The organism is Bradyrhizobium algeriense, assembly GCF_036924595.1.
In the GTDB taxonomy this organism is placed as follows: domain Bacteria; phylum Pseudomonadota; class Alphaproteobacteria; order Rhizobiales; family Xanthobacteraceae; genus Bradyrhizobium; species Bradyrhizobium algeriense.
Window position 1 is genome coordinate 4904362 of record NZ_JAZHRV010000001.1, and the last position, 25985, is coordinate 4930346.

Here is a 25985-nt window from a genome sequence, read left to right on the forward strand (position 1 = left end):
TGCGCGCCCATCATTGGATCAGCCGCGGTTCGCCGGTCAGCCAGTTGACGGCGATGCGCGCCGACCGCCCCTCCAGCGTCAGCGCGATCTCGCCTCCGGAAGACTGGCCGTCCGGATAGAATCGAATTCCGCCCAAATCGCCGGCGCGCTCGGTCTCGGCAATCACCACCGCAGCCGTCATTCCACGCGGCAGCGCGTGCATGGAATTCGGCAAGCCGAACCGGCCTTTCTCGACGTCGATCCGGAACAGCGTTTCGGAATTGCTCGACATCGCCTGCGCACGAGCGAGCTGAAGCGTCGCCGTGACGGAACGGGCCGTGACGGCGACACGCGTGGCCACCGCCTTCGGCTTGGCGGACAGCGTGCCGGCAAGGACAAGCCCGATGATCCCGATGACCACCAGCAGTTCGGCCAGCGTGAACCCGGCTGATGATCGTGCGGGGCGTTTCATTGAAACGCGAGATTGTTGATCGACAGCACGGCGCTCATCACATGCATGATGAGCCCCCCAATGCTTCCGCCGATGACCAGCGTCAAAGCCGGCGTCAGCAGGCCGACCATGCGTTCGATGCGCCGCTGCAGATCGGCCTCGATCACGCTGGCCACCTGAATGAGCATGGGACCGAGCTGTCCGGATTCCTCTCCGACGGCCACAAGACGAAGCGATGCCGGCGGCAACAGGCCGTCCCCTTCAAAGGCGCGGTGCAGCGGCGTGCCTTCGGGAACACGCTTGATGGCGCCCTCATAGAGCGCATTCAGGTGCCGGTTGGTGACGAGCGCCCGCGCGGTCTGCATCGCAGACATCAAGGGCACCCTTGCGACGAGCAGCGTGCCGAGTGCCCGCGCAAAGCCGCCGGCTTCGCGGCTACGAATGAGCCCGCCAATCACCGGCGCCGAGCATTTCAAACGATCGGCACCAAGCATGACTTCCGGATTTTGCTTCGCCTTGCCCCACAACAGGAAAACCGCTGCGCCGCAAAGAGCGACCCCCAACAGGACCATCAGCCAATTGTCCTGAACCTCCTCGAAGAAATGCAGGATGCCCGGAAGCGGAAGGCCGGCATCGACGAAGATCGGCGAGATGCTGGGTATCAGCACGAACACAATGACCACGACCGATACCAGCGACATCAGGATCAGGATCATGGGATAGACGAGCGCCGACGCAATCTTGTTGCGAATCTCGAGCCGGCGCGCCAGCAATTCGGCGATCTGCTTGAGGACCTGCCCGGTAACACCTCCGGCTTCGCCGGCAGCCAGAATGGCCCGGTAGTCCGATGGAAACACGTCCGGTCGTTGCGCCATCGCTTCCGAAAGCTGCAGTCCGGCCAGCACGTCCTTGAGAAGGCCGTTGGCGAGACGCGCGGTTTTCGGCGCGGCGCCCGGCCCCGCGATGATCCGGAACGCGGCATCGAGCGTCAGCCCGGAATTGGTCAGCGAAGCCAGCTCAACCGTGAAGGCCGTCAGTTCCTTCAGGCCGAAGCGGTTCGATTGAACGAGCTCGCGTTTCCAGACCGACGTTTCCGCTTCGCGCGCCGGAGCGGATGGCTGGCCCGAGCGTTCCGCCGTCCGGTCGGCCACGCCGTAGGTTTCGAACGGCGTCAGCCCCGAGCCGTAGAGCGCGTCGACGGCCGCGTCGAGACCTTCGGCAACGATCGTCCCTACGGTGACCGCGCCTCGTTCCGTGTACGCCTTGTAGTGAAACGTTGCCAAGGGCCGATGCTCCCTTTAGGACGCGCGGGTAACGCGAAGGACTTCTTCGAGCGAAGTCTCGCCGGCCCCGACTTTCATCAGGCCATCCTCGTAGAGTGTGTGAAAGCCTGCTTCACGCGCGATCTGCTCGATCGCACGCTGGTCCTGGCTTCTTCTTCCAATCGTTTCGCGGATGGCGTCGTCGATGACCAGCAGTTCCGATATCGTGGTGCGGCCGCTATAGCCGGTGTTGCCACACGCGTCGCAGCCAACCGGCTCCCGGCTGTGCGACCAATCCATTCGCGGATTGCCTGCGATCGCCATCTTGAGCTTGCCATGGGCCCGCTCATCGTCGCTATGCGGTCGCGCGCAGGCGGGACAAAGCTTTCTGACCAGACGCTGTGCCATCACGCCCGCGATCGTCGAGGCGAGAAGGTAACGTTCCAGCCCGATGTCGATCAGGCGCGTGATCGCGGCAATCGCGCTGTTGGTGTGCAAGGTCGAGAACACCAGATGGCCGGTCAGCGCCGCCTGGATGGCGATGCGCGCAGTTTCGAGGTCGCGGATTTCGCCGATCATGACGATATCCGGGTCCTGGCGCAGGATCGAGCGAAGCGCCGTGGGGAAGTCGAGGCCGATCTGCGGCTGGACCTGGATCTGGTTGATCCCGGAGAGCTGATATTCGATCGGATCTTCCACGGTGAACAGCTTCAGTTCGGGTCGATTGAGATCCTTCAAAGCAGTGTAGAGCGTCGTCGTCTTGCCGCTGCCGGTCGGGCCGGTGACCAGGATGATGCCGTTCGGAAGCGCCATCAGGCGCTGGAGGCATGCTTGCGTTTTGCCGTCGAGCCCAAGCTTGGTGAAGTCCAGCTCCACCCGGGTCCGGTCGAGGATTCTCATCACGACGCTTTCGCCGAACACCGTCGGCAAGGTCGAGACACGGATGTCGATTTCGACGCCGCGCACCACGGTCTTGATGCGGCCGTCCTGTGGCAACCGCCGCTCGGCGATGTCAAGCTTGGCCATGATCTTCACGCGCGTGGTCAGTGCTGCCCGCAGCGTCGCGGGCACGAGGCGCTCCTGCTGCAAAAATCCGTCGACGCGGAATCGAACGGCGACGGCATCACGTCCGGGTTCGATGTGCACGTCGGACGCGCCACGCTCGACGGCCCTCGCAATGATCTGATTCACCAGCCGGATGACCGGCGCTTCGTTGGCGATATCGCGCAGGCGTTCGACGTCGAATTCGCTGCCGTCATTGCCTGATATCGCGAGGTCGTCGGTTTCCTCGGGCTGCGTCTCGGACGCCGCGTCCTGATACAGCGTCCGCAAGGCGCGCTCGATTTCCGCCGGAGCAATCACGGCGAGATCGACGCGTACGTCGAGCATGTAGCTGATGGCTTTTACGGACTCGTCGACAAAGGGATCCGCGGTCGCAATCAACAGGCGCCTGCCGTCGAACGAGATCGGCAGGATCCGATTGGTCTTGAGGAAAGAGAACTGCAACCGATCCGCCAGAACGGGCCGGGCCGGGAGATCCACAGGTTCGATCAGCGGCAGACCGCAATAGGTCGCGTAGGCCAGACAGAGGTCGGCCTCGGAAATCAGGCCGAGCTTGACCAGCACGAGATCGAAACGCTCGGAAGCCGCTTCGGCGGCCCGCCGGGCCCGGCCGACGGCGGCGGGATCGACCAGGTCCTTGCCGATCAGAAGGTCGGAAAACGCCTGCGCGAAGCCGGCGTCCCTTGGCCTCGGCAATTCCGTTCCCCGGCCTGGTAGCGCGGCCGGGCGCAACAATTGCTGGATATCGAATGACATTCGCGCGCTCGGCGGTCTACGGGGTCTGCGTCGGCGCAATTTTAGGGGATTTTAATTAACACAAGCTGTTTGACGCTTTGTTTGCCATTCCCGCGTAAATATCGGGGAGACGCGAGGTCAGGCCGCCTGGTCGGCCCAGCAAGGCTTCCTGACGTGGCAAACCGGCCAAAGGCTCGATCGAACCGATTTCCCGTCCCCGACCGGCCGGACTGCCCTTCTTTGCCCCGCTCCAGCGCCAGACAATCGGGCTTCGCATTGGTCGCCGTGATCTGGACTTTGGGCCTGATTACGCTGCTTGGAATGGCTGTCATCGTCGGTGCGCGTTACCGCACCAAGACATCCTCGAACTACGCCTCGGTGACCGCTGCCGAGATGGCGGCAGAGAGCGCCGTCAACCTGGCGATTGCCACGGCGCTGACAGCTGCGCCCGACCAAGCCGTTAATTTTCCGTTACGGTGCCGATTGCCCGGCGGCGAACGCGCCACGATCACGCTCGAGGAAGAGACCGGAAAAATCGACCTGAACACGGCGAGCCCAACCGCGTTGACGCGCTTCTTCACCGCGCTCACCGGCGATCAGTCGACAGGCACCCGCATCGCCGCGCAGATCATCGAATTCCGCAAACCCAAGGCACAGAGCACACCAGCCGCAGGGCCCGCGGAGGCACGCTTCACCACCGTGATGCAACTGGACCAGCTCGACGGCATGTCGCCCCGGTTGTTTCGGGCAGCGCTTCGCCACGTCACGGTTCGCTCGGGGCGGCCGGAGCCGGACATGGAAGCGGCCTCTCCCGCCATGCTTCGATTGCTCAATGTCCAGCCGAAGCAGGCGGCCTCCAGGCGGGGAATGCCCTTGGGCGGCAGCATCACCATCCGCGCGGATATCAGCGCCACGGACGGCACGCGCTTCATACGGGAGGCGCTGGTCTCGCTGGAGGGTGGAAATGGACGCCCCTTCGTGGTCCGCGAATGGCGGCGCGGAGATATCGATTCATCAAGCCCGCGGCAGGAACGCTCCCAGGGTACGGGGCGCGCGTGCCTGCGCGTTCGCGACGCGGCGGCAAGCTGACCTTCCGCATCGACGATGAAGCTGCAACCAGGGCGCGGACCCATTAGCGCGCAACCGAATTCGGATTGATGCGAGGCGCCGGCCGTCAACACGGGGAATGCCACGCGGCCTGTTCGGAAGGAACGGCCTGATGACAACCCATTCAAAGTCCGTCAGTTCATACCGCATGATTCGAGGCCCCGATTTGAGCGCTTGAATCACGTCCGAACCGATGCCTTCACCTGGCAAAATCGGACAATCGGCATTTCCGAGATTAACCCCTAACCGGACACGCTGGGGACATGCCAAAATCGACGCGAACGACCCAACGCGGACTTTTGATGCTCGTACTCATTGCACGATGTACTATTTGCGTCTTAGACGGAGATTATCGCTACTGCTGTTCGCGGCTATACGAGGAATAAATGTCCCAGTCATTAAAGGTCGGCGATTTGGTGAAGAAGCGGACGGGTTACGCCTATCCGGGTGTTATAGTTTCAGTTTTCACGACCCAAGCTGGTGCAGTGCGCTATGTGGTCGAAGCTGATCATCCAGAATTCGCGGGGATGCTGCATATTTTCAATGCGGATCAGTTGGAGCCTCGAGCCTAACGTTTGCTCTTAAGCATAAGTCATGCACGCTTGCTTATGGCACCTTTGAGACATGCCCGCCTATCCTGAGAATGTCCGTTCACCGGGGTAGACCGGAAGTCGCCGTGGTCCGGCCAAACCGACGCGAATGACCCATAACGGACCTCATCTCGCTCCAAGGCGCTCCGTGCTTGTCACCTGTTCCTGATAACCGATGCTTGAACGATTCATCACAGCCCGTGTTGCTATTGGAATCCACCGGAGATCAATGCGATGACAGAAATTATGATGAAAGGTCATTTTCAACAACTCGCCGCCTACAATCGTTGGGCCAACGCCCGCCTTTACGCTGCCGCGCTCGGATTGTCGGAGGAGGCCTATCGGCGGCCGACGGGCGTTTTCTTCGATAGCCTGCATGGCACACTTAACCACTTGCTACTGACGGATCGAATCTGGCTGAAGCGGTTGACCGGCCAGGGCGAGCATCCGAATCAACTCAACGCAATCCTCTACGACAATCGGGCGGATCTAACCAAAGCGCGGCTGGCCGAAGATGCGCGGCTGATCTCGGTCGTTGAGCAATACAACAATGCGCAACTTGCCGCAAAGGTCGCCTATCGAACGACGTCAGGCTCGCCGCAGGAGCAAATCCTTGCCGACATCCTATCGCACTTGTTCAACCACCAGACTCATCATCGCGGGCACTGCCACGCGTGTCTTTCAATCGTCACCGGCACCGAACCCCCTTCGCTGGACCTTTTGATGTTTCAAAGGGGCGGCACCGCACCGGATCTCGCGTCCCTTGTCTGAAGACCATGGTAGTCGGCTGACGCGCAGTCTCGGGCTGAGCTCAGCTCGATTCGACCCATGTCGGCTTATGTGAAGGTTTTCGGATGCCGGCCCCATGACGGTGGTGCTGCGGGCACGGGGCCGGCGTCCGCAAACCTCCAAGGGAGGAAACCGCGGGAGGGGCACGTGGGTAGCGCGGCGAGAACTATGGGAATTTGAGTGCCGCGGATGAGGTGTGTGAATGGAGTCGAGGCGCTCCAGCAAGCCGGTGGACGGTGAAACGGCTGTGGGATGAGCGGCGGGTCGCGTCGACCGCAGTGAAGTGTCGGACGATTTGAGATGACGACTGGATATTTGAGCGCGTTCTACCGTGGCCGGTCGAGAGGCAGCTAGTGCGACGATCAGATTTGCGGGGGTGTGACGCGGTCATGAGGTGTCGATCCTGATGCGGTTCGTTGGAGCTGTCGGCCGATGCCGTGGCGTTGCACCGCACGCGAAGACCTCGATGATGATCATGCGACCGCCGCAGCATGGACAAATCGGCTTGCCGGGTTCGGCGGCGGCAGCGGTGGGCTCGGCCTGGGAGTTTGAAACGGCGAGCAACTCACGCGCTCGGGCGATGTTGTCGGCGCGCGTGCCGCTGGCCAACAGGCGTAGTGGCGGATGCGGTGGAAGCCGTGCGGCAGGACGTGGATGAGGAAGCGGCCTACCGCGCGAGCGGTTTAGTCCTTGGGCCAAGATCGGAAGTTGGGCGCGCTAGTCAATCACGTCTTTGTCGCTACTGCCGCTCCATCCAGGCTCGATACGACCGCCGCGATGGCGTGGATGACTGGCGGCGGCAATCATTACTTGTCGCGTACCATCGCGCCGGCGCGCCCAACCGGTTCTCGCATATGGCTTCGACGCCTACCTGAACGGCTGTTCAGGAAACTATTCCCCTTTTACTGGAACGTGTGGAGTTCTTGAAACGTTGACTGCGCTCATCCACCAATGGAGGAGGAATCACATGTTAAAGAAATTCTTGATCGTCGCCGGCACCATACTGTTCGCTTCGTCTGCGTTCGCGCAGTCGCCGACCACGAAGAGCGCTCCCGGCCAGCAGATGCAGAAAGCACAGGAAACCGGCAAGCCCTCCACGGGTCCGGGCGCTTCGGAATATACACCGGGCCACAAGATGAAGGCCGCCAAGAAGACCGGAGCGAAATCTACCGGACCGGGCGCCTCTGAATACGCGCCGGGCCATCAGACAACGACCGGTTCTTCCACGACGACCAAGAAGAAGTAAGCTCTGTCTTCGAGGCAAAAGGAATGGCTCGGCAACGTAATGTGTGCCGGGCCTTTTTGCTGCTGACGCGTATGACCGCACATTCATGAGAAAAACTTCTTTTGCCCGCTTCACCCCCGCCGTCAGATCTTTTTATCGTGCCTGCGTGTGGAGGTATCAGGTGCGCGGGTTGCTCCATGTCGGCTCTGGGTCAAGTGTGGACGACGCCCGCGTTGCAAGAAGAATCTGACGTTCGGCTTGCGGTCGGGTACAAGTCATGTGTCCGGCCTGTTTGCGCGGCACCATGACCGCTGGCCCTGATGTAGTCCGCGGATCGGGTCCCAATCATTCGCACGGGCTTTGACGCCCATGACCCAGAAGCGGGTTGTCCCAATCGACGGCTCGACCGTTTCGCATCACGCCATCATCACCCTCGCAATTCGGTTGTCTTGCTCCGCCGTCGCCTCTGGCTCCCATTGCCAAGCCTCTTCAGGCGGCTGCAGCAAGCTCCGGCGCTCGATAGTATCCTCCCTTGGCCATGATCGCCCAAGCGATGCGCGCCATCTTGTTGGCAACGGCAACGGCGACGAGCTTGGCCGGCTTCTTGGCCAGCAGCCTGATGATCCAGGGGTGCTTTTGCGGCTGCTGCCGGGCGTGTCGAACAACGACTGTTGCACCGATGACGAGCAACCGTCGGAGATAGCGATCTCCCTGCTTGGAGATGCCGCCGAGCCGCTCCTTGCCCCCCGTCGAGTGCTGCCGCGGAACAAGTCCGATCCATGCTGCAAAATCCCGACCGGATTTGAAGTCACTCGGGTCTGTGACAGTGGAAGCGATGGCCGTGGCCCCGATCACGCCTATCCCGGGCACGGTCTCGAGGCGACAGCTCATATCATTGGCACGATGATGGGCGTGAATGGCGCGATCCAGGGTCCCGATCTGCAATTCCAGAGCAGCGAGTTGATCGACAAGGGCCTGCAATGCCTGTTTCATCGCAGATGGAAGAGCTTCGCGATTAATCTCGTCCGTGATGATCGCGGCAAGCTGCGCGAGACCTTCGCGTCCCGTCGCCGCAACGAGGCCGAACTCGGCAAGATGGGCTCGGAGCGCATTGATCAGCTGCGTGCGCTGACGGATTAAAAGATCCCGCGTTCGATGCAACATCAGCAAGGCTTGCTGATCGGCCGACTTGATCGGCACGAACCGCATCGATGGGCGTGTCACGGCCTCACAGATGGCGGCTGCGTCGGCAGCATCGTTTTTCGACCGTTTGACATAGCCCTTCACGTAGCTCGGCGGCATCAGGCGCACGGTGTGACCGAGCTTAGAGACTTCACGCGCCCAATGATGAGCGGTTCCGCAGGCTTCCATGCCGACCAGGCAAGGGGGAATCTTGCTAAAGAATGATGACCTGCTTGCGCCGCAACTGACGAGTGATGACGACCTTGCCCGCACTATCCACGCCGTGCACTTGGAACACGTTCTTGGCGAGATCAACGCCGATGGTGCTAACCTGCATGTGGACGACCCCCCTCCGGTGATTCGTTGTTGAACAATCACCCTTTGGCACATTCGATGCCGGGAGCGGGCGTCGTCCACCACATCATTCGCGTCGGTTTGACCGGACCACAGCGACTTCCGGTCAACCCCGATCAACGGACATCGACAGGCTGGCCGGCTTGGTCTGGTTCGGGCCAACAGCGGAAAGTCTGCGTTAAGTACGTCATCATTCGCTGACCCGGCGTAGGATTGCTGAGGTACAATGGGTTGTTAAAGAAATGTGGTGTCCGCCAAAAGGACGAACGCGCCGAATGGCCCTTCAGGTTGTGCTCCTTCTCCTCGTACCCTATGCGCTGCCATTGCTGATGCCATCGTGGCGGTGGCTGCTCGCATATGCTGTCGCAGTCGCCGTCCTCCTCAGCATCTGGTCCGCCATGTGGTACCATGCTGTCATGACAACAACGACGCGGACCGGATTGGAGGGGATCGGCTTGGCTTTTGCTTTTATTCCCGTGATTTCGACCGCCGCAGGTACGATGGTGCGAACCGTAACGCTCATGGTAAGAGCGCGCTCCGTTGTCTTCGCCATCAGCATTCTCGGCGCGATACTTCTACCTGCTGCAATCATCGTCTGGGCCAATTGGTAGGCTCGCGGCTGTACCGCGCCCCTCCGCCCGCGCTTCGTCCGCTTCGGGTCAATCGCGTCACTTTGGCCGTCGGCCGACTACTTCCGGTCTTCCCCTGTAAACAGACATCGTTGCCGTGCGTCGGCACGTCTCAAAAGTGCCAGAAGGCGACATGGAACGACATCGACAAATGAAAGAGGCCGCCCACTGAGGCGGCCTCTTGGGGCCCTGAAAAGGCTGGAATCAGACTACTCGAAACGAAGGCAGGCTCTTCCAGCGATACCTCATGAAGCCGACGCCAGCAAAACCCAGGATCATCATGGCCCAAGTGGACGTTTCGGGGACGGCGGCGACTGCCTCCGTATAGGTGTACGTAATCGCCATCTCCGGATGAGAGGGGGCAGTTGTGCAGTTCTGCAAAGGGCAAAATACGTTGATATTCCAAAAGTCCGCGACAGTCTCGCGGTTGTCGGAGTAGGTGAGTGTCAGCGTCCCCAGTCCGATATAGTAAGCCAGATCGCTGTCAGAAGTATTTTTGAAATTAAAACTCGTTGTGGTTCCGGAGTTGGTGGACTGTGGAATTGGATTGTAGGGAGTTCCCACTATCTGGAAGTCTCCCGAATACAAATTATAGCGCGGATCGACGCTGCTACCGGCGACAGTGGGGCCTTTGTAAATGAAAGATAGATAAGGAAGCCAACCGCCCGATGAAGGATACCAACCGTCCACCGGAAGTCCGAATGTTACGCTGGTCAGCGTTCCGAGAGCCGAATCAAACTGAGAAAACGCCGTGCTACCGACACCATTAGGATTAGGGGCTCGGTAACTGGTGCGCGTCAAATCAACAATTTGCGTGATTGTGCTTGCCCTTCCTTCGGTCACGCCCGGCAAAGTCATTGCGATACCCAGCGCCAATGCTGGAATCGTGGACAATACGAAGTTCTTCATTGCAGCTTCCCCTGAAAAATATCCCAGCAACCGTGCCGAACAATCGCGCCACTTGATGAGTCTGAAAACTACCTAGAAAGGTGGTTCGACGTCCTTTATGTATGCCTGCGCAGGTCGGCGACCTGCACACGGTTGGGAAATGACATGCATCTATCCACGGATCCTACCGATCCGCAAAAACAAGAAATCTACGCACTCTGGGATCAACTGGCCGACTTCTCAGTCGGCGACGCCGACGCCGCGCTGACACACCTGATGTCCGCGCTGCGCACCATGTTGTCGGCACGCAATGTACTATGGGGTGTGGTCGTGCGATTGCCTTCGCCGAAGCGAGCCGATCCCTTGCTCGGCTGGCGTCCGCGCCTCGTCCGGGTGCTGGATCCGATGCCGGCGGTGGCAGCATCGGTGCAAAAGCAGTACGATACGCTCTGGTCTGACCACGTCGACCTGTCTCAGATCCTTTCCATGTCGGGAGATGAGCCGTTCCGTGTCCGCCTGCTGTTCGAAACGCTGCCGCCGGAATGGTTCGACGGCGAGCACTATCGGCGGCACTATTTGGACGTCGGCTTCGCCGACAGCATTTCCGTACGCGTTGCGCTCAATCATGACGTGAGGATTCGCTTTTTCGTATTTCGCGATGCGCAGGCACCCCGCTTCTCGGCGCAGGACGGCCAGCGTCTGGGCCTCGTGATGCGCGGGTTGAGATGGTTTCACCGTCAACAATTGCTCAGCCATGGTCTGCTCATCGCCAACGCGCCCCTGACACCCGCTGAACGCCGGGTGTTGCTCGCACTGCTCGATGGGCACATGGAAAAGGAGATCGCACAGAGGCTCGATCAAAGTCCGAACACCACGCACTTCCACGTCAAGTCGATCTACGGCAAGTTCGGCGTACGAAATCGCTCGACGCTCGCTGCGCTGTGGCTCGGAAAGCTGCAATGACGAACTACAGCCGCAGTCCGTACATCGAGCGCTTCTTCAACAAGATCAAGCACTGCCGCCGGGGTTGCGACGCGCTATGACAAGCTTGCCGCCAACTACCTTGCCTTCGTTCAACTCGCATCGATCAGGCTATGGCTGCGCGCTAATGAGTCCGCGTCCTAGCCTTTTGAGTTGAGCACGACCGGCGGCGCCAGAGGCGGTGGCGGCGGACGGACCGAGCCTTCGAGCTTCAAGCGCTCCTCGACGACGGCAGGGCCCGGCTCCATCACGGTGCAGCCCTTGTAGCGCTGCAGATCGGCGAGCGCGTCGAGCCGCCTGCGTTCATCGATGAGCTGCTTGGGTGCATCGAGCGGATATCGTTCGTAGCCATAGCCCGCCAAGGGTCCCACTGCCAGCCAATACTCCAGCCGGGCGGCGCGCCGCGCCGCGTAACGGAAGGACGCAGCGATGCCGTTGCAGCTCATCGATTCATCGACCGGCAGGACGGCATAGGGCGGCGGCGGTTCGATCGGATAGGCATAGGTCACGCAGCCCGCCAGCGAGCAGGCCATGCTCGACAACAGCCAGAAATTTCTTATGGCCGCTCGGCGCTTCACTGTGAAATGATCCGCTGCATGGTGTTGGCCGGCGTACGCTCGCGCGACGTCGTGTGTGGCATGTAGACATGCATCTTGCGCCGGTACTCTTCCGTGACGAGACGGCTCTCCGTGCCGTCGCGGACAACCTTGGGCGTGATCAGGATGACGAGCTCGGTCTTCTGAACCTGGTCGCCCCGGTTGGAGAACGCCGCGCCAAGCCCGGGTATGTCGCCGAGCAGCGGAATCTGGTTGCTGGTCTTGTGGGCCTGCTCCTGGATCATGCCGCCGAGCGCCAGCACCTCGCCGTCATTGACGACGACGGTGGTCTTCACGCGCCGCTGCTGGATGGTCGGCGAGTCGATCCCGGATGAGGTGGTTTTCACCACGGCGCTGACTTCCTGCTCGATCTCTAGCTGCACCCTGCCGCTTTCGTTGATGCGCGGCGTCACCGAAAGGATCACACCGGTGTCCTGCATGGTGATCGAATTGACGATCGCCGTTTGGGCCGTCACGGTGCTGGTGGCGGTCTGCGTGGTGATCGGCACCTGATCGCCGATCTGCAGCCTGGCCGTCTTGTTGTCGAGCACCATCAGCGAAGGTGTCGAAATGACGTTGACGCGTGTAATCGCGTTCAATGCGCTGAGCGTCGACGCTATGCTGGCTGCGTTGACGGCATAGTTGAACCCGGGAAAGACGGAAGCAACGCCGCCGGTCAGGGCGTTCGAGAATGAGGCGGTCGGCGTGCCCTTCTTCGAAAGCTGCCACTGCACGCCGTATTGCAGCTTGTCGTTAAGCGTCACCTCCGCGATGACGGCTTCGATCAGGACCTGGCTGGCGACGACATCGAGCCCCTGGATGACGCGAAGCACGCGCTGGTAGTCGCGGTCATTGGCCATGATGAGGAGCGAGTTTTTCGTCTCGTCGGCAACGATCTTGAGCGGTGGTTCACCGCCCACCCCATTGGACGACGAAGACGACGAAGACGGCTCCATCGAATCCGGCGTCAATGCTTCCGGCTCGTTGTTCAGCGCGCGCTGCAGGCTTTGCAGATCGTTGCCGGGGCTGACACCGCGAAGCCCGATCCCCGCGCCCTGATCGATATCCGGCGTCGCGCCACCGGGGCCGAGCGACTTTGCCGAGCTACCGGAGAAGCTTGCCTGCTTCGATCGCGGCGAAACGCTGCGCGTCGGCGGTTTCATCACTTTCATCTCGTTCGCAAACATCGACTGCAGTACGCTTGCGAGCTCCGCCACGGGCCGGTTCTGCACCTGATAGACGTGAAGCTGACGCTCGGAGCCGGCCGCCTTGGCGTCGAGCCGTCTGATCCAGGTCTGCGCCCTCGGCAAATAGCTCGGCTGCGAGGTCACGACCAGAATGGCGCCAAGCCGCGTGTTTGCGATGAACCTGACACGGCCCTTGAGCGGCCCCTCTTTCTCGGCCGCGAATATCGCCTTTAATTCGTCGACCATTTTCTCCGGCTGGGGCGTTTTCACCGGAACGACGGCAAACGACATGCCCTTCATGACATCGACATCGAACACCGAAATCGAGTCGAGCATGCTTTCGATTTCCGCCGGCGAACCCTTGAGCGCGAGAATGTTGCGCGCATCGTCGGCCTGCACGATGGCGCCTTTCGGCACCATCGGCTCCAGCACGCGGGCGACTTCGGTGGCGGAAACGTATTTCAGGGAAACCACGCGAATGCCGTTGCCGGCGATCGCGCTCTCGGCCGGACCATCGCCGGTCGCAATCACGCCGGTGGCGGCCTGGTCGGCCGGCGCAATCCGGTAAGTGCCGCGGCTTTGCACGAGCACCGCGCCGATCGGCACCAGCGCGGTCTGGAACATCTCCATCGCCTCGGCCTTGCTGACCGGACGCGTGGTTTGCACCGAAATGACGCCGTCGACGCGAGGGTCGACGACGTAGTTCACGCCGATCATGTCGCCAAGAACAGTCTTGGCGGCCTGCTGCAGGGGAACGCTCGCCAGATTGAGAACCACGTTCCCGTCAGCGCCGGCGGTCTTCCGCTTCGAATACGTCCCGCCGATCATGCTGCCGCTGCCGCCGTCCATGACGGCAACGGCCGGCGATGAGGGGGACGGAAGCGGCACGGCGCCCGTAGGGCCGCCGTCATGCGCATAGGATTGCTCCAGGGAAACCGGCTGTCCCGAAGCCAATCTGGGTTGTGACACCGTGGTCAAAGGCGTCGCGATGGGGGTAGTGGTGCAGCCCGACACAACGAGTATTGCCGCCCCGCAGGCGGCTAACCTCGTCGCACGGCTACGAGAAGGCAACAAAGGTAGAACCCCCAACGGCTTCGCGCCGTGGACGATTTTTGGCGCGTAAATATTTGGTAAAACATCATAGTTAATCGACAGTAAATCGGCCGGGCCTGTGGGGCGCGCGGGAGCCATGCATCCCTCGGGAAGAGTATGCAATGAAGATAATCGGGAGGTGATAGGTCCGTTTCGGACCAATAAATATAGACCTGAAAAATCCAGCCGATGGGCCGCGTTATCGGTCTCACTGCAACGAGTGCTGCGGCTGGCTGAATCGGGACGAAGCTGCTACATTTAATTTCGGCCCCGCCTTCTCGGGCCTGAATATCAGGATGACGGTATGATGAACCTTGTCGCAGCTCCCGTGAGCGAGACCTTCTCGGTCGTTGGGACGTGCATCAACTGCACCACTCCGGCCAGTCTGCTGGCAACGATGGCCGTCATCGCCGTCGGCGTTGCTCTGGCATTTCGCTCAGAACGCCGCAATGGCGTGTCCCGCAACGCCTGAGCGAGGCAGCCAATCCATCAAACGAGGTCGCCATCAAACGAGGTCGCCATCAAACGAGGTCGTCGGGCTCGTATTCGACGAACTTCTTGTAGATCCAGCGCCTGCCGTCGTGCCGGCGCCATACCTTGCCCCACAACAGCCGCCCCGTAATGGAGCGCCTCGGCACCATGACCGTCCAGAGATGCCAGGTGTCCGCCCACGTCCGCTCGGGATTGAACGACGGGACTTGAAACAGGTTGTATCGGCTCATCGGACTGAACTCCGGCATTGAAGGCAAATCACGCCGAAATAAATGATGGCGCGTTCACACCTCAATGCTGTCTGGGACGAAGGGAAGCCATCTTGGCCGTAACGCATTCGAGTTTGCGCCGGAGTTCGCACACTTCCCGATATCTTTGCGCGAGGTCTCCGGGCCGAGCCCGCAATTTACGCTTGGTGACAACTTTCCGATGCGGGCGATTTCGCTTCATGCTTCATCATAGCTTCGCCGATGAAGGGCTCAATCAAAGCCGTTGATTAAGCTAACCCGTCAACCTTACTTGGCCGCATTCAATCTCAACGTGCGGCATGCAATGAACCCTGCTGGATTTCGCGCATCGTTCCCGGCAACGGAACCCGTAAATTGACGGGCGAAATCAAATAAACCATTCTGTCACGAAATGACGGCACGGCCTCGCGCGGCAGCGCCATTTCATGTAGTGATTAGCGGTAAACCTATTAATCTCAACGTATTGAGTGGCAAATTAAATGCGCGCAGTATTGCTGGCGGGTGGCCTGGGAACTCGGTTCGCCGAGGAAACCGATGTTCGTCCCAAGCCGATGATCGAGATCGGCGGCAAGCCCATCCTTTGGCACATCATGAAGATCTACTCTAGCCACGGCATCAACGACTTCATCATCTGCCTTGGCTACAAGGGCTACGTGATCAAGGAGTATTTTTCCAACTACTTCCTGCATCAATCGAACGTCACCTTCGACCTTCGCGAAAACAGGATGGAGGTTCTGCAGAAGCACGCCGAGCCGTGGCGGGTGACGCTGATCGACACCGGCGAAGAAACCATGATCGGCGGGCGCATCAAGCGCATCCTCCCCTATATCGGCGATGACGACGCCTTCTGCCTGACCTATGGCGACGGCGTGGCCGATATCGACATCACCGAAAGTATCGCCTTCCATCGCCGCGAGGGCCGTCTGGCGACCGTGACCGGCACACAGCCGCCCGGCCGCTTCGGCGCCATCAACCATCAGGGCCCCCGCGTCACCGGCTTTCAGGAAAAGCCGCGCGGCGACGGCAACTGGATCAATGGCGGCTTCTTCGTGCTTTCCCCCAAGGTCGGCGACTACATCGAAGGCGACGCCACCGTGTGGGAAAAAGAACCGATGACGAATCTGGCAACCGATGGCCAGCTCAGCGTGTTCCTCCACGACGGCTTCTGGCACCCGATGGATACGTTACGGGACAAGCGATATTTGGAAGATCTTTGGTCAAGCAATAAGGCTCCCTGGAAAAAATGGTAAAGAAGAAAGATTCCATGCGTATTCTTATTACCGGTTCGATGGGCTATGTCGGTCCCATTCTTACGCGTCACCTCCGGCAGAAATTTCCAGACGCCGAATTGATCGGCTTCGATACCGCATTTTTTGCCCACAATCTTACCGGAGCGACCAGGCTGCCTGAGTCGCTGCTGGATCGCATGCATTTCGGCGATATCAGAAACTTTCCGCCGGAGCTGCTCGATGGCGTCGACGTCGTCGTCCATCTGGCGGCGATCTCCAACGACCCGATGGGGAAGGAATTCGAGGGCGTCACCGAAGCGATCAACGAAAAGGCCAGCGTTGCGCTCGCACAGATGGCAGAGCAGCGTGGCGTCGGCCGCTTCGTATTCGCTTCGAGTTGCAGCATTTACGGCGCCGCCGAAGGTCACCCCAAGCGCGAGAGCGACCAGCTCAATCCCCTCACCGCCTATGCACGCTCCAAGGTCGCGATGGAAAACGCGCTTCGCGCGAGCAACGCAGGTGAAATGACGGTCACGTGCCTGAGGTTTGCGACCGCTTGCGGCATGTCGGATCGCCTGCGGCTCGATCTGGTCTTGAACGACTTTGTCGCGAGTGCGCTGGCCACAGGCGAGATTACCGTGCTCAGCGACGGGACGCCGTGGCGGCCGCTGATCGACGTATCAGATATGGCACAGGCCATTGAATGGGCCATCGGACGCGATACCGACCGGGGCGGACGGGTTCTTGTGGTGAATGCCGGCAGCAACGCAGGAAATTATCAGGTCCGCGATCTGGCCCAGGTTGTGGCCGCTGAACTGCCCGGAACCCAGGTGAGCATCAATACGGCGGCGCCGCCGGACCTGCGCTCCTATCAGGTTGATTTTTCACTTTTCGCCGAACTGGCTCCTGCGCATCTCCCGGCGGTCCCGCTCGCCCAGTCCGTCCGAAACCTCTCAGCCGGACTGAACGGAATGAGATTCTCCGACAAGGAATTCCGCACATCTTCCCTGATGCGGCTCAAGACGCTCAAGGACCACATTGCGGTGGGTCGGCTGTCTGCCGACCTCCGTTGGCAATAATCTTGGAAGGCCGACAATCGTGAAGTTTCACCCAACGCCGCTTCATGGCGCCTACACGATCGAACTCGAAAAGCGCGGTGACGACCGGGGCTTTTTCGCGCGTTTCTTTTGCCAGAAGGAATTCGAAGCGGCCGGCGTGCCGATGCCGATCGTTCAGATAAACAACTCCCTCAGCGCAAAAGCCGGCACCCTGCGCGGGATGCATTATCAGCTGGCCCCGGCCGCCGAAATCAAGGTGGTGCGCTGTATCCGCGGGGCCCTCTATGACGCCATTGTCGATCTGCGGCCGGACTCCCCGACCTTCGGCAAGTGGTTCGGCGTCGAACTCACCGCAGAAAACCGACGGATGATTTTTGTTCCGCAGGGTTTTGCGCACGGCATCATGACGCTCACCGACGACACCGAAGCGTTCTATCTGGTGAATGCGTTCTACGCTCCCGAGCAAGAGCGCGGCTTGCGCTTCGACGATCCACGATTTGGGATTGAGTGGCCGCGGGCTCCCGTTGAAGTTTCGCCCAAGGACAGCAGTTGGCCGGATTTCGACCCTGTCTTCCATGGCATCGAATCCCTGCGAGGCCTGACGTGAGAATCCTTCTGACCGGCGGCAGTTCGTTTACCGGTCTTTGGTTTGCGCGCAGCCTTGCCGCGAGAGGCCATACCGTCGTCGCCCCCCTCAGGGGCAGCGATTATTCGGACTTGCGCGGCAGTCGCGTTGCCGAGCTCCGCCGAGTTGCTGAAGTCGTCGAGGATTGCCCGTTTGGCTCGGCCCGCTTTCTCGATCTCGCCGGGACGGGCTCATGGGATCTGTTGTGTCAGCATGCGGCCCAAACCGGCGATTACCGCAATCCGGACTTCGACGTCATTGGCGCCGTCGCCGACAATACGAAGAATGCCGTCGCAGTCCTGAAGGCGATGATGGCGCGCGGCCTGGCAGGCGTCGTGCTGACCGGGTCGGCATTCGAACAGGACGAAGGTGCCGGTGAAGCGCCGCTCAGAGCTTTTTCCCCTTACGGACTATCGAAAGGCCTCACCTGGCAATATTACCGCTTCCTGAGTGAAACCATGAACTTCAATGTTGGGAAGTTCGTGATCGCGAATCCGATTGGGCCTTTCGAAGAGCCGCGGTTTTGCAACTATTTGATACGCACCTGGTTCAAGGGCGAAGTTCCGGCGGTACGGACACCTCTCTACGTGCGGGACAACATTCATGTCGATCTCCTGGCCGCAGCCTATGCAACCTTTGCTGAGAGAGTGCCCTTGCAGAAGGGCATGACGAAGTTCAATCCGAGCTTCTATGTCGAGAGCCAGGGCGCGTTTGCACAACGCTTCGCCACGGAAATGTCATCCCGCCTTGGGGTTGCCTGCCCCGTCACGCTGCTGCAGCAGGAGGACTTCACCGAACCGATGGTCCGGATCAACACCGACCGGATTGACGGGGCGGAATTCGGCTGGAGCGAGCCATCGGCCTGGGATGCCGAAGCCGAATTCTATCAGCAGGCCGCAAAATAATTGCGGACCGTCGCGTCAGCCCGATACATGGCGTCGCGACCGGTCTGCGCTATCTCCGGCAGCTTTCCCTGCACGTTTGGGCCTGACTGTCACATGCGCTCTGGCAGGGAGCGCCGAGCGTGGTTGGGCATACGCGCTTGCAAGCATCATTCTGGCTGGCGCAGTTGGCAAAGCAGGCGTCGCTGGCGGCATCTGCCAACCGCAACTTGCCGATCGAGACGTTGCCTTGACCTGCCGCGGCGGTTCCAATCAGCAGCAGGGACAACGCTGCACAGAGCGCGAGCTTCATGGAGACCTCCGATTACACAGCCTTTGCGGCTGCAAGACGCCTATGCACGGCGGCGGCGAGAACCTTCGCCGCTGGCTTCCGGCTTGCCAATCACGAATTCTTCGATCTTGTGACCGGTCTTTAGCGCGGCTGTGAGCCAGCGAGGCTGCTTTCCACGACCCGACCAGGTTTCGGAAGGCTCCTCGGGATTTCGATATTTTGGAAATACGCGCGGGTACTTCCGGCGCTCGCGCGGCGCACTTCGGACATCCGCGGATTCCGATTGGCGCATCTCTTTCTCGCGCCGAAGTTGCGCCAACCGCTTCTCGAGCTCACGCTTTTCCGACGTCAATCGAACCGACAAGATCTGACTGAGCTCCTCATGGAGCTGCCATAACTCGTCTACAGACATTCCATCGAAATTTGGCTTCTTGTTCATCCAGCCTGTGCCATCACGATTCGCAACAAACTATAAGTCCGGCGGCGAGCCTTTCCAGCAAAATTGTAGATTTGGCAACAAATCTCCGCAAACCGCGAGTTTGCCGAGCACTAAACCTAAGTGGTTCAAATATCTCTCAAATCATGACCGACCCGGGATATTTCCGGAGGCCCGCTCAAGATTGTGCGGCCGGGCAGGTATCAATCCACGGCAAATCGCAAGGTTCCCCACACCCACGGGTTGAAAGAATCCGGCATCCGGCTGATCACGAGCGTCGCGATGTCTTCGCCCGATCAGTAAGCGTTGCGCCTACGTAGCACCTCGAAAAAGGTCTTGATCAGGATCTGGATGTCCAGCCACAGGCTCCAGTTGTTTATGTACCAGAGGTCGAGTTTGACGCGTTCGGAGATGTGCTCGATCGTGGGTGTGCCCCCGCGCGCTCCGTTGCATTGCGCCCAACCGGTCATGCCGGGCTTGACGTGATGCCGGAACGCATACTCGCTCAGCACCGTCTCGAAATAGTTGTCGTGAGCCAGCGCATGCGGACGCGGACCAATCAGGGACATATCACCCCTGACGACATTCAGCAGCTGAGGCAATTCATCGATACTTGCCGATCGCAACAGATGGCCAATGGACGTTACCCGCGGATCGTCGCGCGTAGCCTGCACGACAGCGGACCCGTTTTCCTGGACGGTCATGGTGCGGAATTTGAACATCATGAACTGCTTGCCATTAAATCCCTTGCGGAACTGCCGGAAAATAACCGGCCCGGGACTGTCAAGCTTGATGGCGAAAGCCGTGAGCGCCATGATCGGCAGAAAGAACACCAGCGCCAGGGATGCGATGACAACGTCCATCACGCGCTTGACGAAGCGTTCCGCGGCACTGAGCGGCGCGCGTTGAATTTCGATGGCGAGGACGCGCTGACGCGCCGATGACGCATAATTCGTCAACGTCCGAACCCGCATGTCGGGCAAGAGCCGCACCGCCACCGGAAGCGATTTGACGTTCTCGCGGATGAACTCCAGCCGGGGTGCATCCTCCCAGGGCATCGCAAGCAAGACTTCCCTGCAATTGTTGCGCCTGACAAAGTTTGCGGCTGAGTTGATGACGCTGACGTCGATCGCGTCGCGCTTCACGGGATCGTCTTCCGAACTGAGCGTGAAGCGGCTGACTTCGGAAGTACCGAAGAAAACCAGGAGATCCCGGGGCTCCAGCGCGGCGATCTCGTGGAAATCGCCGATCAGCACGATGTCCCGCCGGCCAATCACGCCGCGCAAAACGGCAGCCGCCAGGGCCACCTTGGTACCCTTCCTGACGGCGAGCAATCCCACCGGCGCAGCAAAATAAAAAACCACAAAGGCGCCACGCGAATAATCGACGCCGATCTTGAGCAGAAACGCAAAGAAGGCGAGCAGCAACCCTGTCGTAAACCAGCAAATCAGTATTTCGCCAATCTCGACGCGCGGTTTGGCGCTGTCAGGAAAATCGTAATAACCGCTGCCACTCATGCGCAGGATGTGAATGAAGCTGGCCAACAAGCCGACTGCGCAATGCGGGAGAATGTTCGGCACGTCGTTGCCGATGGACAGCTGATAGCCGATGCCCCCCGCCACGCTGGACAACAGGATCACGAAGGCATCTGCGGTCGATAATAAATAGGGAACCGCGTTGCTGGAGAAACGAGCAGGAGGACCGCCAGCGGAATTGTCGAGCTGGCCTACCTTGTTGCCAATATCCGCTCCGATCGACATGAAAAATGCCCGCGCAATATCACTGATACAACTGTCTGATTATTGGCCAGAGACCATAAATCCGACAGACCATCAAAGGCCTAAGTAACTCTTCGTTAATACCCGTGACCATACACTCGGGCGGGGTGCAACGCAACATTTAATCAGTTTGAATGCGCTTTTAATCATATTAAGGAGTGAGTAGACGCATGCTGCCCATCCTCGCCTGCGGTGCCGGCATCTATGTGGGCCTTCACTTCAATATTTTGGCGCTGCTCCCGCTCTCTGTACTGGGCGCCGGGGCATACGTTGTCTCGGCCTGGTCCAACGGCCAGGGCTTGCTGGACAGCCTAGCCGTCCTGGCACTTCCAATCATCGCCGTTCAGACAGGCTATTTCCTGGGGCTAATGACCCGGCCGGCTTATTTGCACTTGCGATCCCGGCTCAATATTCGGCACTCAGAGCGGGTATAATCCCGGGAATACGATTTAAACGCGGATTATTCGAAAATTTCCGCGGCTAGCGGTCCCTACCGCACTTTGTCGGCGAAATACCGGCTGAAGACTTCCTGAATGGCACCCAGACCGCCAAGCTGACGCTCGAGCTCCTGCGTGCGTTTTTCGCCGCTTGCCATTTGCTGCTCATATTCCTTGATCCTGGCCGCGTCCTTGGCGTCGCGCGTCAGGTATTCGTCATAGTCAGTGCCGGTGGCAAAGGCGGCCTGATCGCGCGCCGCGTCGACCCGCGCACGCAGGGCGTCTCTCTCTCTCTGGATCGACGCGACTGCGGCCTCAACGGCGGCCGAAATTGAGCCGAGCCGTTCGCTGTCAGTCTGAGCATCGCGCTCCGCGGAACGAACCTTGAAAGCTCGTGCCATATCGAGTCTCCTTGGGCAGACCGGTCTTCGCTGCACTGCTTCGCTGGACCGGCAGATCGCTGGACCACCGTTGAGAAAGAAAAGTTTTGTACAGCCTATCGAACCACTGCCCGATCAACAACGTTGCATTTTTTTGAAAAAACGAAAGGCTGGATTCCCAGATGATTCGGATTTTCTGCGATAGTAACGACCGTGCAAGCGTATAGGTTTGCCAAGCATATGCCGAGGTGACTACCGGACAGAAGCAAGATGAGATTTCGAGACACCTTGAAATTTGCTCTTGAGCTGTTTGTGCCTGAAAAGCTCATGCATCCAGGCCGGAGTTCTGCGTCCGATCCGAAGGCTGAGGCGTCGCAGAATGTCGCGACAAGTCTCGAGGCCGAGGAGACCGTACAGCACCGCAAGGCCCGCCGGATTATCGAGGAGTTGGACCATGCTCAATTTGGCGGTCCCTCCTTCGGTCCGCAAACGATCGAGTTGATGTCAACGGCGCTGGAAGGTGCCGAGGCTTCCCTGCCCGAACCGGCATCGGACCAGCAGCTTCGATTGATCGCAGCCAAAATCTTGAAGGTGGCCGGCGACGGCGAGCGCGATCCGATCCGCCTGAAGGCCGCGGCGATGTCTGCCCTGGGGCCGGTCATAGGCAATGCGGACGGACAGCCACCGTCGGCCTGAGCGCAAGCGCCGCCGATGTTACTGCCCCCTATATGCGCCTGATCGGACGGGGTGATTTGCCACTCAAGCGGATGGCAAGCTATAAGCCGGTCGGGCGGTCGCCTGATCGTCTCGCCCGCTCTGCCTGGGGACAATCAAAGTGGTTCATCGTGAAGCTCCTAAATCGATCCTGGTTCACGCGCTTTTTGGACTGAGGAAACTGCTGGGCGTCGCAACGTTCGCTCTGATAATTGTTCTGGTAGGCCCGAAGCTGTTTGTCCTGTTCGACAATCCAAAGAACGCAACGATCCCGGCCAAGCTGTTCGAGGCGCGCGAATACATTCTCGGTAAATCCGCGCCGGTGCTGCATCGATATGTGCCGACCAACATTGCCGGCAGCGATCGTTCCGACTGGATCCTCATTGGCCTCGCCATCGTCGTCACTATTTTCTCCGGCTCGATCGCCCAGCGCTCGCAAACCGCCCAGAACCGGCGGCTTCTGCGAAAGTCGGCCCAGGCATGGCGCCGCAAGGAGGGTGTGAAGCCGGGCTCCAAGCTCGACGCCGAACTGGAGACCACGCTGCGAATGGCGGAAAGCGGCAAGACCGTGAACCGTCAGGAGTTGTTGCGGGTATTTGCCGAAACCAAGAAGAAGCTGGACACGTTCGGCCGTGAAGTGGCCTTCCTTGCCGTCGACGTGGTCGGCTCGGCGGGGATGAAGCACGGCGAGGATCACGCTTCAATTCAATATGACTTCGAGGAGTATCGAAAGCTCGTCGAGCGCATCTTTCGCGCCAGGGGCGTGTTGAAGACGGCATGGACGCCCGACGGCGTGATGGCATGCTTCGCCCATGTGGAGGACGCTTGCCAGTCGGGCAAGGACGTCATCAAGAGTCTCAAGGTGTTCAACCGCGATGTGAAACTGTCCAAGGCCGATTTCGCCGTTCGCTGCGGCGTCAACGCGGGCCTGGTCTACTTCGACGACACAACTCCGCTCGAGACAATCTCGGATCGCGTCATCGACGTCGCCGGGCACATGCAGAAGAACGCCGAGCCGAATACCGTGCTGGTGGCGCGCAAGATCATCGAGCCGTTGCGTCAGCTTGAGGAATTTACCCACACCACCCAAGTCATCGACGGCTACGAAGCCAGCGTGTGGCGGGATACCGTCTCTTAAGCCACGCTCGGCTGCGTCCGCCACACCCCTCATAGCGCCCATCATGCGGCACGTTTGCGAGCCGCGAAAACGGCCGCTCCGAATGCAGCCGTGAGCGTTGCCGTCGATCACGGTGATCAGACGGCTGCGCTGGCGCTGTAGCGACTCCGCAGCCACAATTTACAGTGGAAGGTCGCCCCTTAAAAAAATGCGAACAGCTCGAAAGTGACAAGACCTTTGCGTGACGGGCGTGCTGCGCGAGCAGAGGACCTGCTTGCCTGAGGCATAAGCGATCAACACAGTAAAAGTATCATTCACGCGTCATAATACGACATTAGGTAACATTGGAGCTGGCGAACTTTAAATAAACACTTGGGCCAGCCTTGGGACGCAGTCGTCGACCGGAGCCTGGCGGGAACATTCAGTGTTCGGCGCTGGCTCTCAACGGGAGCATAATTAAATGGTTGGTACTATCGCTAAACTGTCTTGCGCTGTTCTTCTTGTTGTATCCGCTGTGCCAGCCAAAGCTGTCGAGGTGATCACGAACGGCGACTTTCAATCGGGTCTGACGGGATGGACCTCGTACACCACCGCGAACGGAACGATCGCGGCTACCCCGAGCTTGCCAGGTGCTCCGCAGCCGCAGAACGCCTCGGTCGTCTCTTTCAACGTGACGGGTTCCGGCGCTTCGAACGCGTTGTTCCTGAACGCAGGCAAGATCAATCCTCCCTATGGTTCCGCTCCCGGGGAAGGTGGTGGCGTCTCGCAGACGTTCACGACGTCGGGTGGCATGGCGACATTCTCGGCCGATATAGCGGCATTTACCCGCGTGAATGGTCTCACGGCGTTCGGATTGATGAGCGTACTGCTGGATGGCGTGGTGTTGGACAGCTTTGACTTCGTCGGCGCTGGCACATCGACGACACTGCACAACACGCTGGACTTCACCACCAACCTTACGGCTGGGCAGCATACCATCCAGCTACAGGCCACGCGTATCTTCGCACCCGGTGGTGGCGTTACCTCGCAGTACTTCGACAACGTATCGCTCGACGTGCTGACGCCCGTTCCGGAACCCTCAACCTGGGCGATGCTGATCCTTGGCTTCGTTGGTGTGGGTTTCATAGCTTACCGCCGTCGCAACGGCGCAACGCTCGCGGCCTGATCAGCGCTTCCGATTGGACTGAGAAGCCGCCGCAGGGCGGCTTCTTTTTTGTACCGTGCTGAACCCTGCTGCGCGGCAAGTACGTCGGTTGAGAGACAAAAAGCGGGCATCAACCTCAGTGCGTCACGCCATCGACTCTATGAGGACATGGAAGCGGGCTTGTCGTGCCGACCACCAACGCTTGTGCCGGAGAAAACGCAGCCGCGCACAAGGCAATTTTGTGCGATCGTATCCCTTGATTGCAATCATCTTCAGCCCACAATTAAGGAAAAGCAGAAAACTGCCACCTGAAGACCGCGCCAAGGTCGCCGGACTAAGTAAATAAAATCATTGGAATATTTTTTAATCACCCGCGTTGACCGCCGCAAAATTATCACATATGTTTTACCTTTAATTGGTTAATTTAAGGGTTTTGCGGTGGCGGCCGTGGATACCAAACTCAGCTCCGATTTGAGACGGTTGCGATACGCCCTTGAGGCGGTTTCGGCGGATCTGGATGCCATTGAACAACGGCCGCACCCTTTGCTTCGTTCGGCCGCGGCAAATCTCGAGGCTAATCGGGGCGACGGCCTGGAGACATTCGTCAATCACTTTGTTTTTGCGGTAAAGCGCGGCGTCCTGCGGTAGACGAGCGACAGCCCGCAAGCATTGAGCCTTCCATAGCGCGCGTGGCGAAAACCAGGCACGAAGCAAGCCCATTTGTATGGCATTGCTCTTGGATGCCGTTGCCGGCTCCATTGTTACATCGTGACCCAGCCAGGCGATGGGGTTTGTGGTTCACTTTGGAAACCCCTTGATCGAGATCTCATTTATGCCGGTCGACATTGTAAAAGCCTATTTCGAGATTCAGCTGCTTCGCGAAGAGATTCGAAGGGCGGAGCTCGCTCTCAGGATTTCTTTCGCGCGTCCGCCGAACCGTCCTCGCTACACCGGGGGCATGAAAGCCCGTAGCTCGCCGGCGACCAATCCACATCGCAAATCGATTTCCGGCGACCGCGTTAATGGTCAAGATTTATGATGCCCG

Annotated in this window: 26 protein-coding genes and 5 pseudogenes; 17 read left to right on the forward strand and 14 right to left on the reverse strand. The window is 59.7% G+C overall.

Annotation, left to right across the window (positions count from 1 at the left end):
• Positions 1 to 10 precede the first annotated feature (10 nt).
• Genes V1286_RS23730 through V1286_RS23740 form a run of 3 tightly spaced genes read right to left on the reverse strand, consistent with a single transcriptional unit; the run spans position 11 to position 3510 of the window.
• Positions 11 to 451, reverse strand: a complete 441-nt coding sequence (locus V1286_RS23730; RefSeq protein WP_334483326.1) for a GspH/FimT family pseudopilin — start codon at positions 449 to 451, stop codon at positions 11 to 13.
• Positions 448 to 1713 carry a type II secretion system F family protein gene (locus tag V1286_RS23735; protein WP_334483328.1) on the reverse strand — a complete coding sequence of 422 codons (1266 nt, stop codon included), beginning with the start codon at positions 1711 to 1713 and terminating at the stop codon, positions 448 to 450. Before V1286_RS23735 ends, V1286_RS23730 begins: the two co-directional genes overlap by 4 nt.
• 15 nt (positions 1714 to 1728) lie before the next feature.
• Positions 1729 to 3510, reverse strand: a complete 1782-nt coding sequence (locus V1286_RS23740; protein ID WP_334483331.1) for a GspE/PulE family protein — start codon at positions 3508 to 3510, stop codon at positions 1729 to 1731.
• A 219-nt stretch (positions 3511 to 3729) separates the two neighbouring features.
• On the opposite strand from V1286_RS23740, the gene V1286_RS23745 reads away from it, so the two are divergent.
• Positions 3730 to 4578 (forward strand): hypothetical protein, encoded by an 849-nt coding sequence (locus V1286_RS23745; RefSeq protein WP_334483334.1) that lies wholly within the window; start codon positions 3730 to 3732, stop codon positions 4576 to 4578.
• Positions 4579 to 4652: 74 nt separating this feature from the next.
• On the opposite strand, the pseudogene V1286_RS23750 reads toward V1286_RS23745, so the two are convergent.
• Positions 4653 to 4746: pseudogene (locus V1286_RS23750) on the reverse strand (IS5/IS1182 family transposase); the annotation flags it as partial.
• 236 nt (positions 4747 to 4982) lie between these two features.
• On the opposite strand from V1286_RS23750, the gene V1286_RS23755 reads away from it, so the two are divergent.
• Together V1286_RS23755 and V1286_RS23760 are read left to right on the forward strand one after the other, a co-directional pair.
• Positions 4983 to 5168 (forward strand): hypothetical protein, encoded by a 186-nt coding sequence (locus V1286_RS23755; protein WP_156438732.1) that lies wholly within the window; start codon positions 4983 to 4985, stop codon positions 5166 to 5168.
• A 252-nt stretch (positions 5169 to 5420) separates the two neighbouring features.
• Positions 5421 to 5957, forward strand: a complete 537-nt coding sequence (locus tag V1286_RS23760; RefSeq protein ID WP_334483340.1) for a DinB family protein — start codon at positions 5421 to 5423, stop codon at positions 5955 to 5957.
• A 405-nt stretch (positions 5958 to 6362) separates the two neighbouring features.
• Here V1286_RS23760 and V1286_RS39135 read toward each other — a convergent pair.
• Positions 6363 to 6658, reverse strand: a pseudogene (locus tag V1286_RS39135) (transposase); the annotation flags it as partial.
• Positions 6659 to 6942: 284 nt separating this feature from the next.
• Between V1286_RS39135 and V1286_RS23770 the strand changes: the two are divergent.
• The gene (locus tag V1286_RS23770) at positions 6943 to 7221 is read left to right on the forward strand and encodes a hypothetical protein (protein ID WP_334367013.1); all 279 of its coding nucleotides are present in this window, start codon (positions 6943 to 6945) and stop codon (positions 7219 to 7221) included.
• A gap of 468 nt (positions 7222 to 7689) precedes the next feature.
• On the opposite strand, the pseudogene V1286_RS23775 reads toward V1286_RS23770, so the two are convergent.
• The 3 genes and pseudogenes from V1286_RS23775 to V1286_RS39000 all read right to left on the reverse strand — a co-directional run.
• Positions 7690 to 8719, reverse strand: a pseudogene (locus tag V1286_RS23775) (IS110 family RNA-guided transposase).
• A 327-nt stretch (positions 8720 to 9046) separates the two neighbouring features.
• Positions 9047 to 9289: a hypothetical protein gene (locus V1286_RS23780; protein ID WP_334483342.1), complete on the reverse strand. Its 243-nt coding sequence runs from the start codon at positions 9287 to 9289 to the stop codon at positions 9047 to 9049.
• Between the two features lie 280 nt (positions 9290 to 9569).
• Positions 9570 to 9677 (reverse strand): annotated as a pseudogene (locus tag V1286_RS39000) (PEPxxWA-CTERM sorting domain-containing protein); the annotation flags it as partial.
• A 729-nt stretch (positions 9678 to 10406) separates the two neighbouring features.
• On the opposite strand from V1286_RS39000, the gene V1286_RS23790 reads away from it, so the two are divergent.
• Positions 10407 to 11216 carry a helix-turn-helix transcriptional regulator gene (locus tag V1286_RS23790; protein ID WP_334483346.1) on the forward strand — a complete coding sequence of 270 codons (810 nt, stop codon included), beginning with the start codon at positions 10407 to 10409 and terminating at the stop codon, positions 11214 to 11216.
• A 23-nt stretch (positions 11217 to 11239) separates the two neighbouring features.
• A pseudogene (locus V1286_RS23795) lies at positions 11240 to 11378 on the forward strand (IS5/IS1182 family transposase); the annotation flags it as partial.
• Here the strand turns inward: V1286_RS23795 and V1286_RS23800 are convergent.
• Both V1286_RS23800 and gspD read right to left on the reverse strand, forming a co-directional pair.
• Positions 11375 to 11812, reverse strand: coding sequence for a hypothetical protein (locus tag V1286_RS23800; RefSeq protein WP_334483348.1), 438 nt, complete (start codon positions 11810 to 11812; stop codon positions 11375 to 11377). The pseudogene V1286_RS23795 and the gene V1286_RS23800 sit on opposite strands and share 4 nt — an antisense overlap.
• Positions 11809 to 13971: a type II secretion system secretin GspD gene (gene gspD, locus V1286_RS23805; RefSeq protein WP_334483351.1), complete on the reverse strand. Its 2163-nt coding sequence runs from the start codon at positions 13969 to 13971 to the stop codon at positions 11809 to 11811. Before gspD ends, V1286_RS23800 begins: the two co-directional genes overlap by 4 nt.
• A gap of 442 nt (positions 13972 to 14413) precedes the next feature.
• On the opposite strand from gspD, the gene V1286_RS23810 reads away from it, so the two are divergent.
• Entirely contained in the window at positions 14414 to 14581 is a 168-nt protein-coding gene (locus tag V1286_RS23810; RefSeq protein WP_334483354.1) for a hypothetical protein, read from the forward strand.
• A gap of 49 nt (positions 14582 to 14630) precedes the next feature.
• Here V1286_RS23810 and V1286_RS23815 read toward each other — a convergent pair whose 3' ends face one another.
• A complete protein-coding gene (locus tag V1286_RS23815; protein WP_334483357.1) occupies positions 14631 to 14831 on the reverse strand; it encodes a hypothetical protein in 201 nt (66 codons plus the stop codon).
• 497 nt (positions 14832 to 15328) lie between these two features.
• Here V1286_RS23815 and rfbF point away from each other — a divergent pair, with 497 nt between their 5' ends.
• The 4 genes from rfbF to V1286_RS23835 are packed head-to-tail and all read left to right on the forward strand — an operon-like array spanning position 15329 to position 18666.
• On the forward strand, positions 15329 to 16099 hold the full coding sequence (rfbF, locus tag V1286_RS23820; protein ID WP_334483360.1) for a glucose-1-phosphate cytidylyltransferase: 771 nt from the start codon (positions 15329 to 15331) through the stop codon (positions 16097 to 16099).
• A gap of 14 nt (positions 16100 to 16113) precedes the next feature.
• Complete coding sequence (locus tag V1286_RS23825; protein ID WP_334483363.1) at positions 16114 to 17157, forward strand: NAD-dependent epimerase/dehydratase family protein; 1044 nt, start codon at positions 16114 to 16116, stop codon at positions 17155 to 17157.
• A gap of 19 nt (positions 17158 to 17176) precedes the next feature.
• Complete coding sequence (rfbC, locus tag V1286_RS23830; protein ID WP_334483366.1) at positions 17177 to 17743, forward strand: dTDP-4-dehydrorhamnose 3,5-epimerase; 567 nt, start codon at positions 17177 to 17179, stop codon at positions 17741 to 17743.
• A complete protein-coding gene (locus V1286_RS23835; protein ID WP_334483369.1) occupies positions 17740 to 18666 on the forward strand; it encodes an NAD-dependent epimerase/dehydratase family protein in 927 nt (308 codons plus the stop codon). Before rfbC ends, V1286_RS23835 begins: the two co-directional genes overlap by 4 nt.
• Before the next feature lie 329 nt (positions 18667 to 18995).
• Here V1286_RS23835 and V1286_RS23840 read toward each other — a convergent pair whose 3' ends face one another.
• Both V1286_RS23840 and V1286_RS23845 read right to left on the reverse strand, forming a co-directional pair.
• Positions 18996 to 19373: an H-NS histone family protein gene (locus V1286_RS23840; RefSeq protein WP_334483372.1), complete on the reverse strand. Its 378-nt coding sequence runs from the start codon at positions 19371 to 19373 to the stop codon at positions 18996 to 18998.
• Positions 19374 to 19666: 293 nt separating this feature from the next.
• A complete protein-coding gene (locus tag V1286_RS23845) occupies positions 19667 to 21130 on the reverse strand; it encodes an undecaprenyl-phosphate glucose phosphotransferase (protein WP_334483375.1) in 1464 nt (487 codons plus the stop codon).
• A gap of 188 nt (positions 21131 to 21318) precedes the next feature.
• Here V1286_RS23845 and V1286_RS23850 point away from each other — a divergent pair, with 188 nt between their 5' ends.
• Entirely contained in the window at positions 21319 to 21582 is a 264-nt protein-coding gene (locus tag V1286_RS23850) for a hypothetical protein (RefSeq protein ID WP_334483378.1), read from the forward strand.
• A gap of 56 nt (positions 21583 to 21638) precedes the next feature.
• Here V1286_RS23850 and V1286_RS23855 read toward each other — a convergent pair whose 3' ends face one another.
• Entirely contained in the window at positions 21639 to 21986 is a 348-nt protein-coding gene (locus tag V1286_RS23855; protein WP_334483381.1) for a hypothetical protein, read from the reverse strand.
• Positions 21987 to 22253: 267 nt separating this feature from the next.
• Here V1286_RS23855 and V1286_RS23860 point away from each other — a divergent pair, with 267 nt between their 5' ends.
• The 5 genes from V1286_RS23860 (at position 22254) to V1286_RS23880 (ending at position 25979) form a co-directional block, all read left to right on the forward strand.
• On the forward strand, positions 22254 to 22661 hold the full coding sequence (locus tag V1286_RS23860; RefSeq protein ID WP_334483384.1) for a hypothetical protein: 408 nt from the start codon (positions 22254 to 22256) through the stop codon (positions 22659 to 22661).
• A 139-nt stretch (positions 22662 to 22800) separates the two neighbouring features.
• A complete protein-coding gene (locus V1286_RS23865; protein WP_334483387.1) occupies positions 22801 to 23817 on the forward strand; it encodes a hypothetical protein in 1017 nt (338 codons plus the stop codon).
• A gap of 439 nt (positions 23818 to 24256) precedes the next feature.
• Positions 24257 to 24961 carry a PEPxxWA-CTERM sorting domain-containing protein gene (locus tag V1286_RS23870; protein WP_334483390.1) on the forward strand — a complete coding sequence of 235 codons (705 nt, stop codon included), beginning with the start codon at positions 24257 to 24259 and terminating at the stop codon, positions 24959 to 24961.
• A 426-nt stretch (positions 24962 to 25387) separates the two neighbouring features.
• Positions 25388 to 25588 (forward strand): hypothetical protein, encoded by a 201-nt coding sequence (locus V1286_RS23875; RefSeq protein ID WP_334483393.1) that lies wholly within the window; start codon positions 25388 to 25390, stop codon positions 25586 to 25588.
• Positions 25589 to 25754: 166 nt separating this feature from the next.
• Positions 25755 to 25979 carry a hypothetical protein gene (locus V1286_RS23880; RefSeq protein ID WP_334483396.1) on the forward strand — a complete coding sequence of 75 codons (225 nt, stop codon included), beginning with the start codon at positions 25755 to 25757 and terminating at the stop codon, positions 25977 to 25979.
• Positions 25980 to 25985: the final 6 nt, after the last annotated feature.

Excerpts from the sequence above, each read along its gene's own strand:
- V1286_RS23730 (WP_334483326.1), bottom strand. The coding sequence starts at position 451 with ATGAAACGCCCCGCACGATCATCAGCCGGGTTCACGCTGGCCGAACTG.
- V1286_RS23740 (WP_334483331.1), bottom strand. The coding sequence starts at position 3,510 with ATGTCATTCGATATCCAGCAATTGTTGCGCCCGGCCGCGCTACCAGGC.
- V1286_RS23755 (WP_156438732.1), top strand. The coding sequence starts at position 4,983 with ATGTCCCAGTCATTAAAGGTCGGCGATTTGGTGAAGAAGCGGACGGGT.
- V1286_RS23760 (WP_334483340.1), top strand. The coding sequence starts at position 5,421 with ATGACAGAAATTATGATGAAAGGTCATTTTCAACAACTCGCCGCCTAC.
- V1286_RS23770 (WP_334367013.1), top strand. The coding sequence starts at position 6,943 with ATGTTAAAGAAATTCTTGATCGTCGCCGGCACCATACTGTTCGCTTCG.
- V1286_RS23780 (WP_334483342.1), bottom strand. The coding sequence starts at position 9,289 with ATGGCGAAGACAACGGAGCGCGCTCTTACCATGAGCGTTACGGTTCGC.
- V1286_RS23810 (WP_334483354.1), top strand. The coding sequence starts at position 14,414 with ATGATGAACCTTGTCGCAGCTCCCGTGAGCGAGACCTTCTCGGTCGTT.
- V1286_RS23815 (WP_334483357.1), bottom strand. The coding sequence starts at position 14,831 with ATGAGCCGATACAACCTGTTTCAAGTCCCGTCGTTCAATCCCGAGCGG.
- rfbF (WP_334483360.1), top strand. The coding sequence starts at position 15,329 with ATGCGCGCAGTATTGCTGGCGGGTGGCCTGGGAACTCGGTTCGCCGAG.
- V1286_RS23825 (WP_334483363.1), top strand. The coding sequence starts at position 16,114 with ATGCGTATTCTTATTACCGGTTCGATGGGCTATGTCGGTCCCATTCTT.
- V1286_RS23840 (WP_334483372.1), bottom strand. The coding sequence starts at position 19,373 with ATGAACAAGAAGCCAAATTTCGATGGAATGTCTGTAGACGAGTTATGG.
- V1286_RS23845 (WP_334483375.1), bottom strand. The coding sequence starts at position 21,130 with ATGTCGATCGGAGCGGATATTGGCAACAAGGTAGGCCAGCTCGACAAT.
- V1286_RS23850 (WP_334483378.1), top strand. The coding sequence starts at position 21,319 with ATGCTGCCCATCCTCGCCTGCGGTGCCGGCATCTATGTGGGCCTTCAC.
- V1286_RS23855 (WP_334483381.1), bottom strand. The coding sequence starts at position 21,986 with ATGGCACGAGCTTTCAAGGTTCGTTCCGCGGAGCGCGATGCTCAGACT.
- V1286_RS23870 (WP_334483390.1), top strand. The coding sequence starts at position 24,257 with ATGGTTGGTACTATCGCTAAACTGTCTTGCGCTGTTCTTCTTGTTGTA.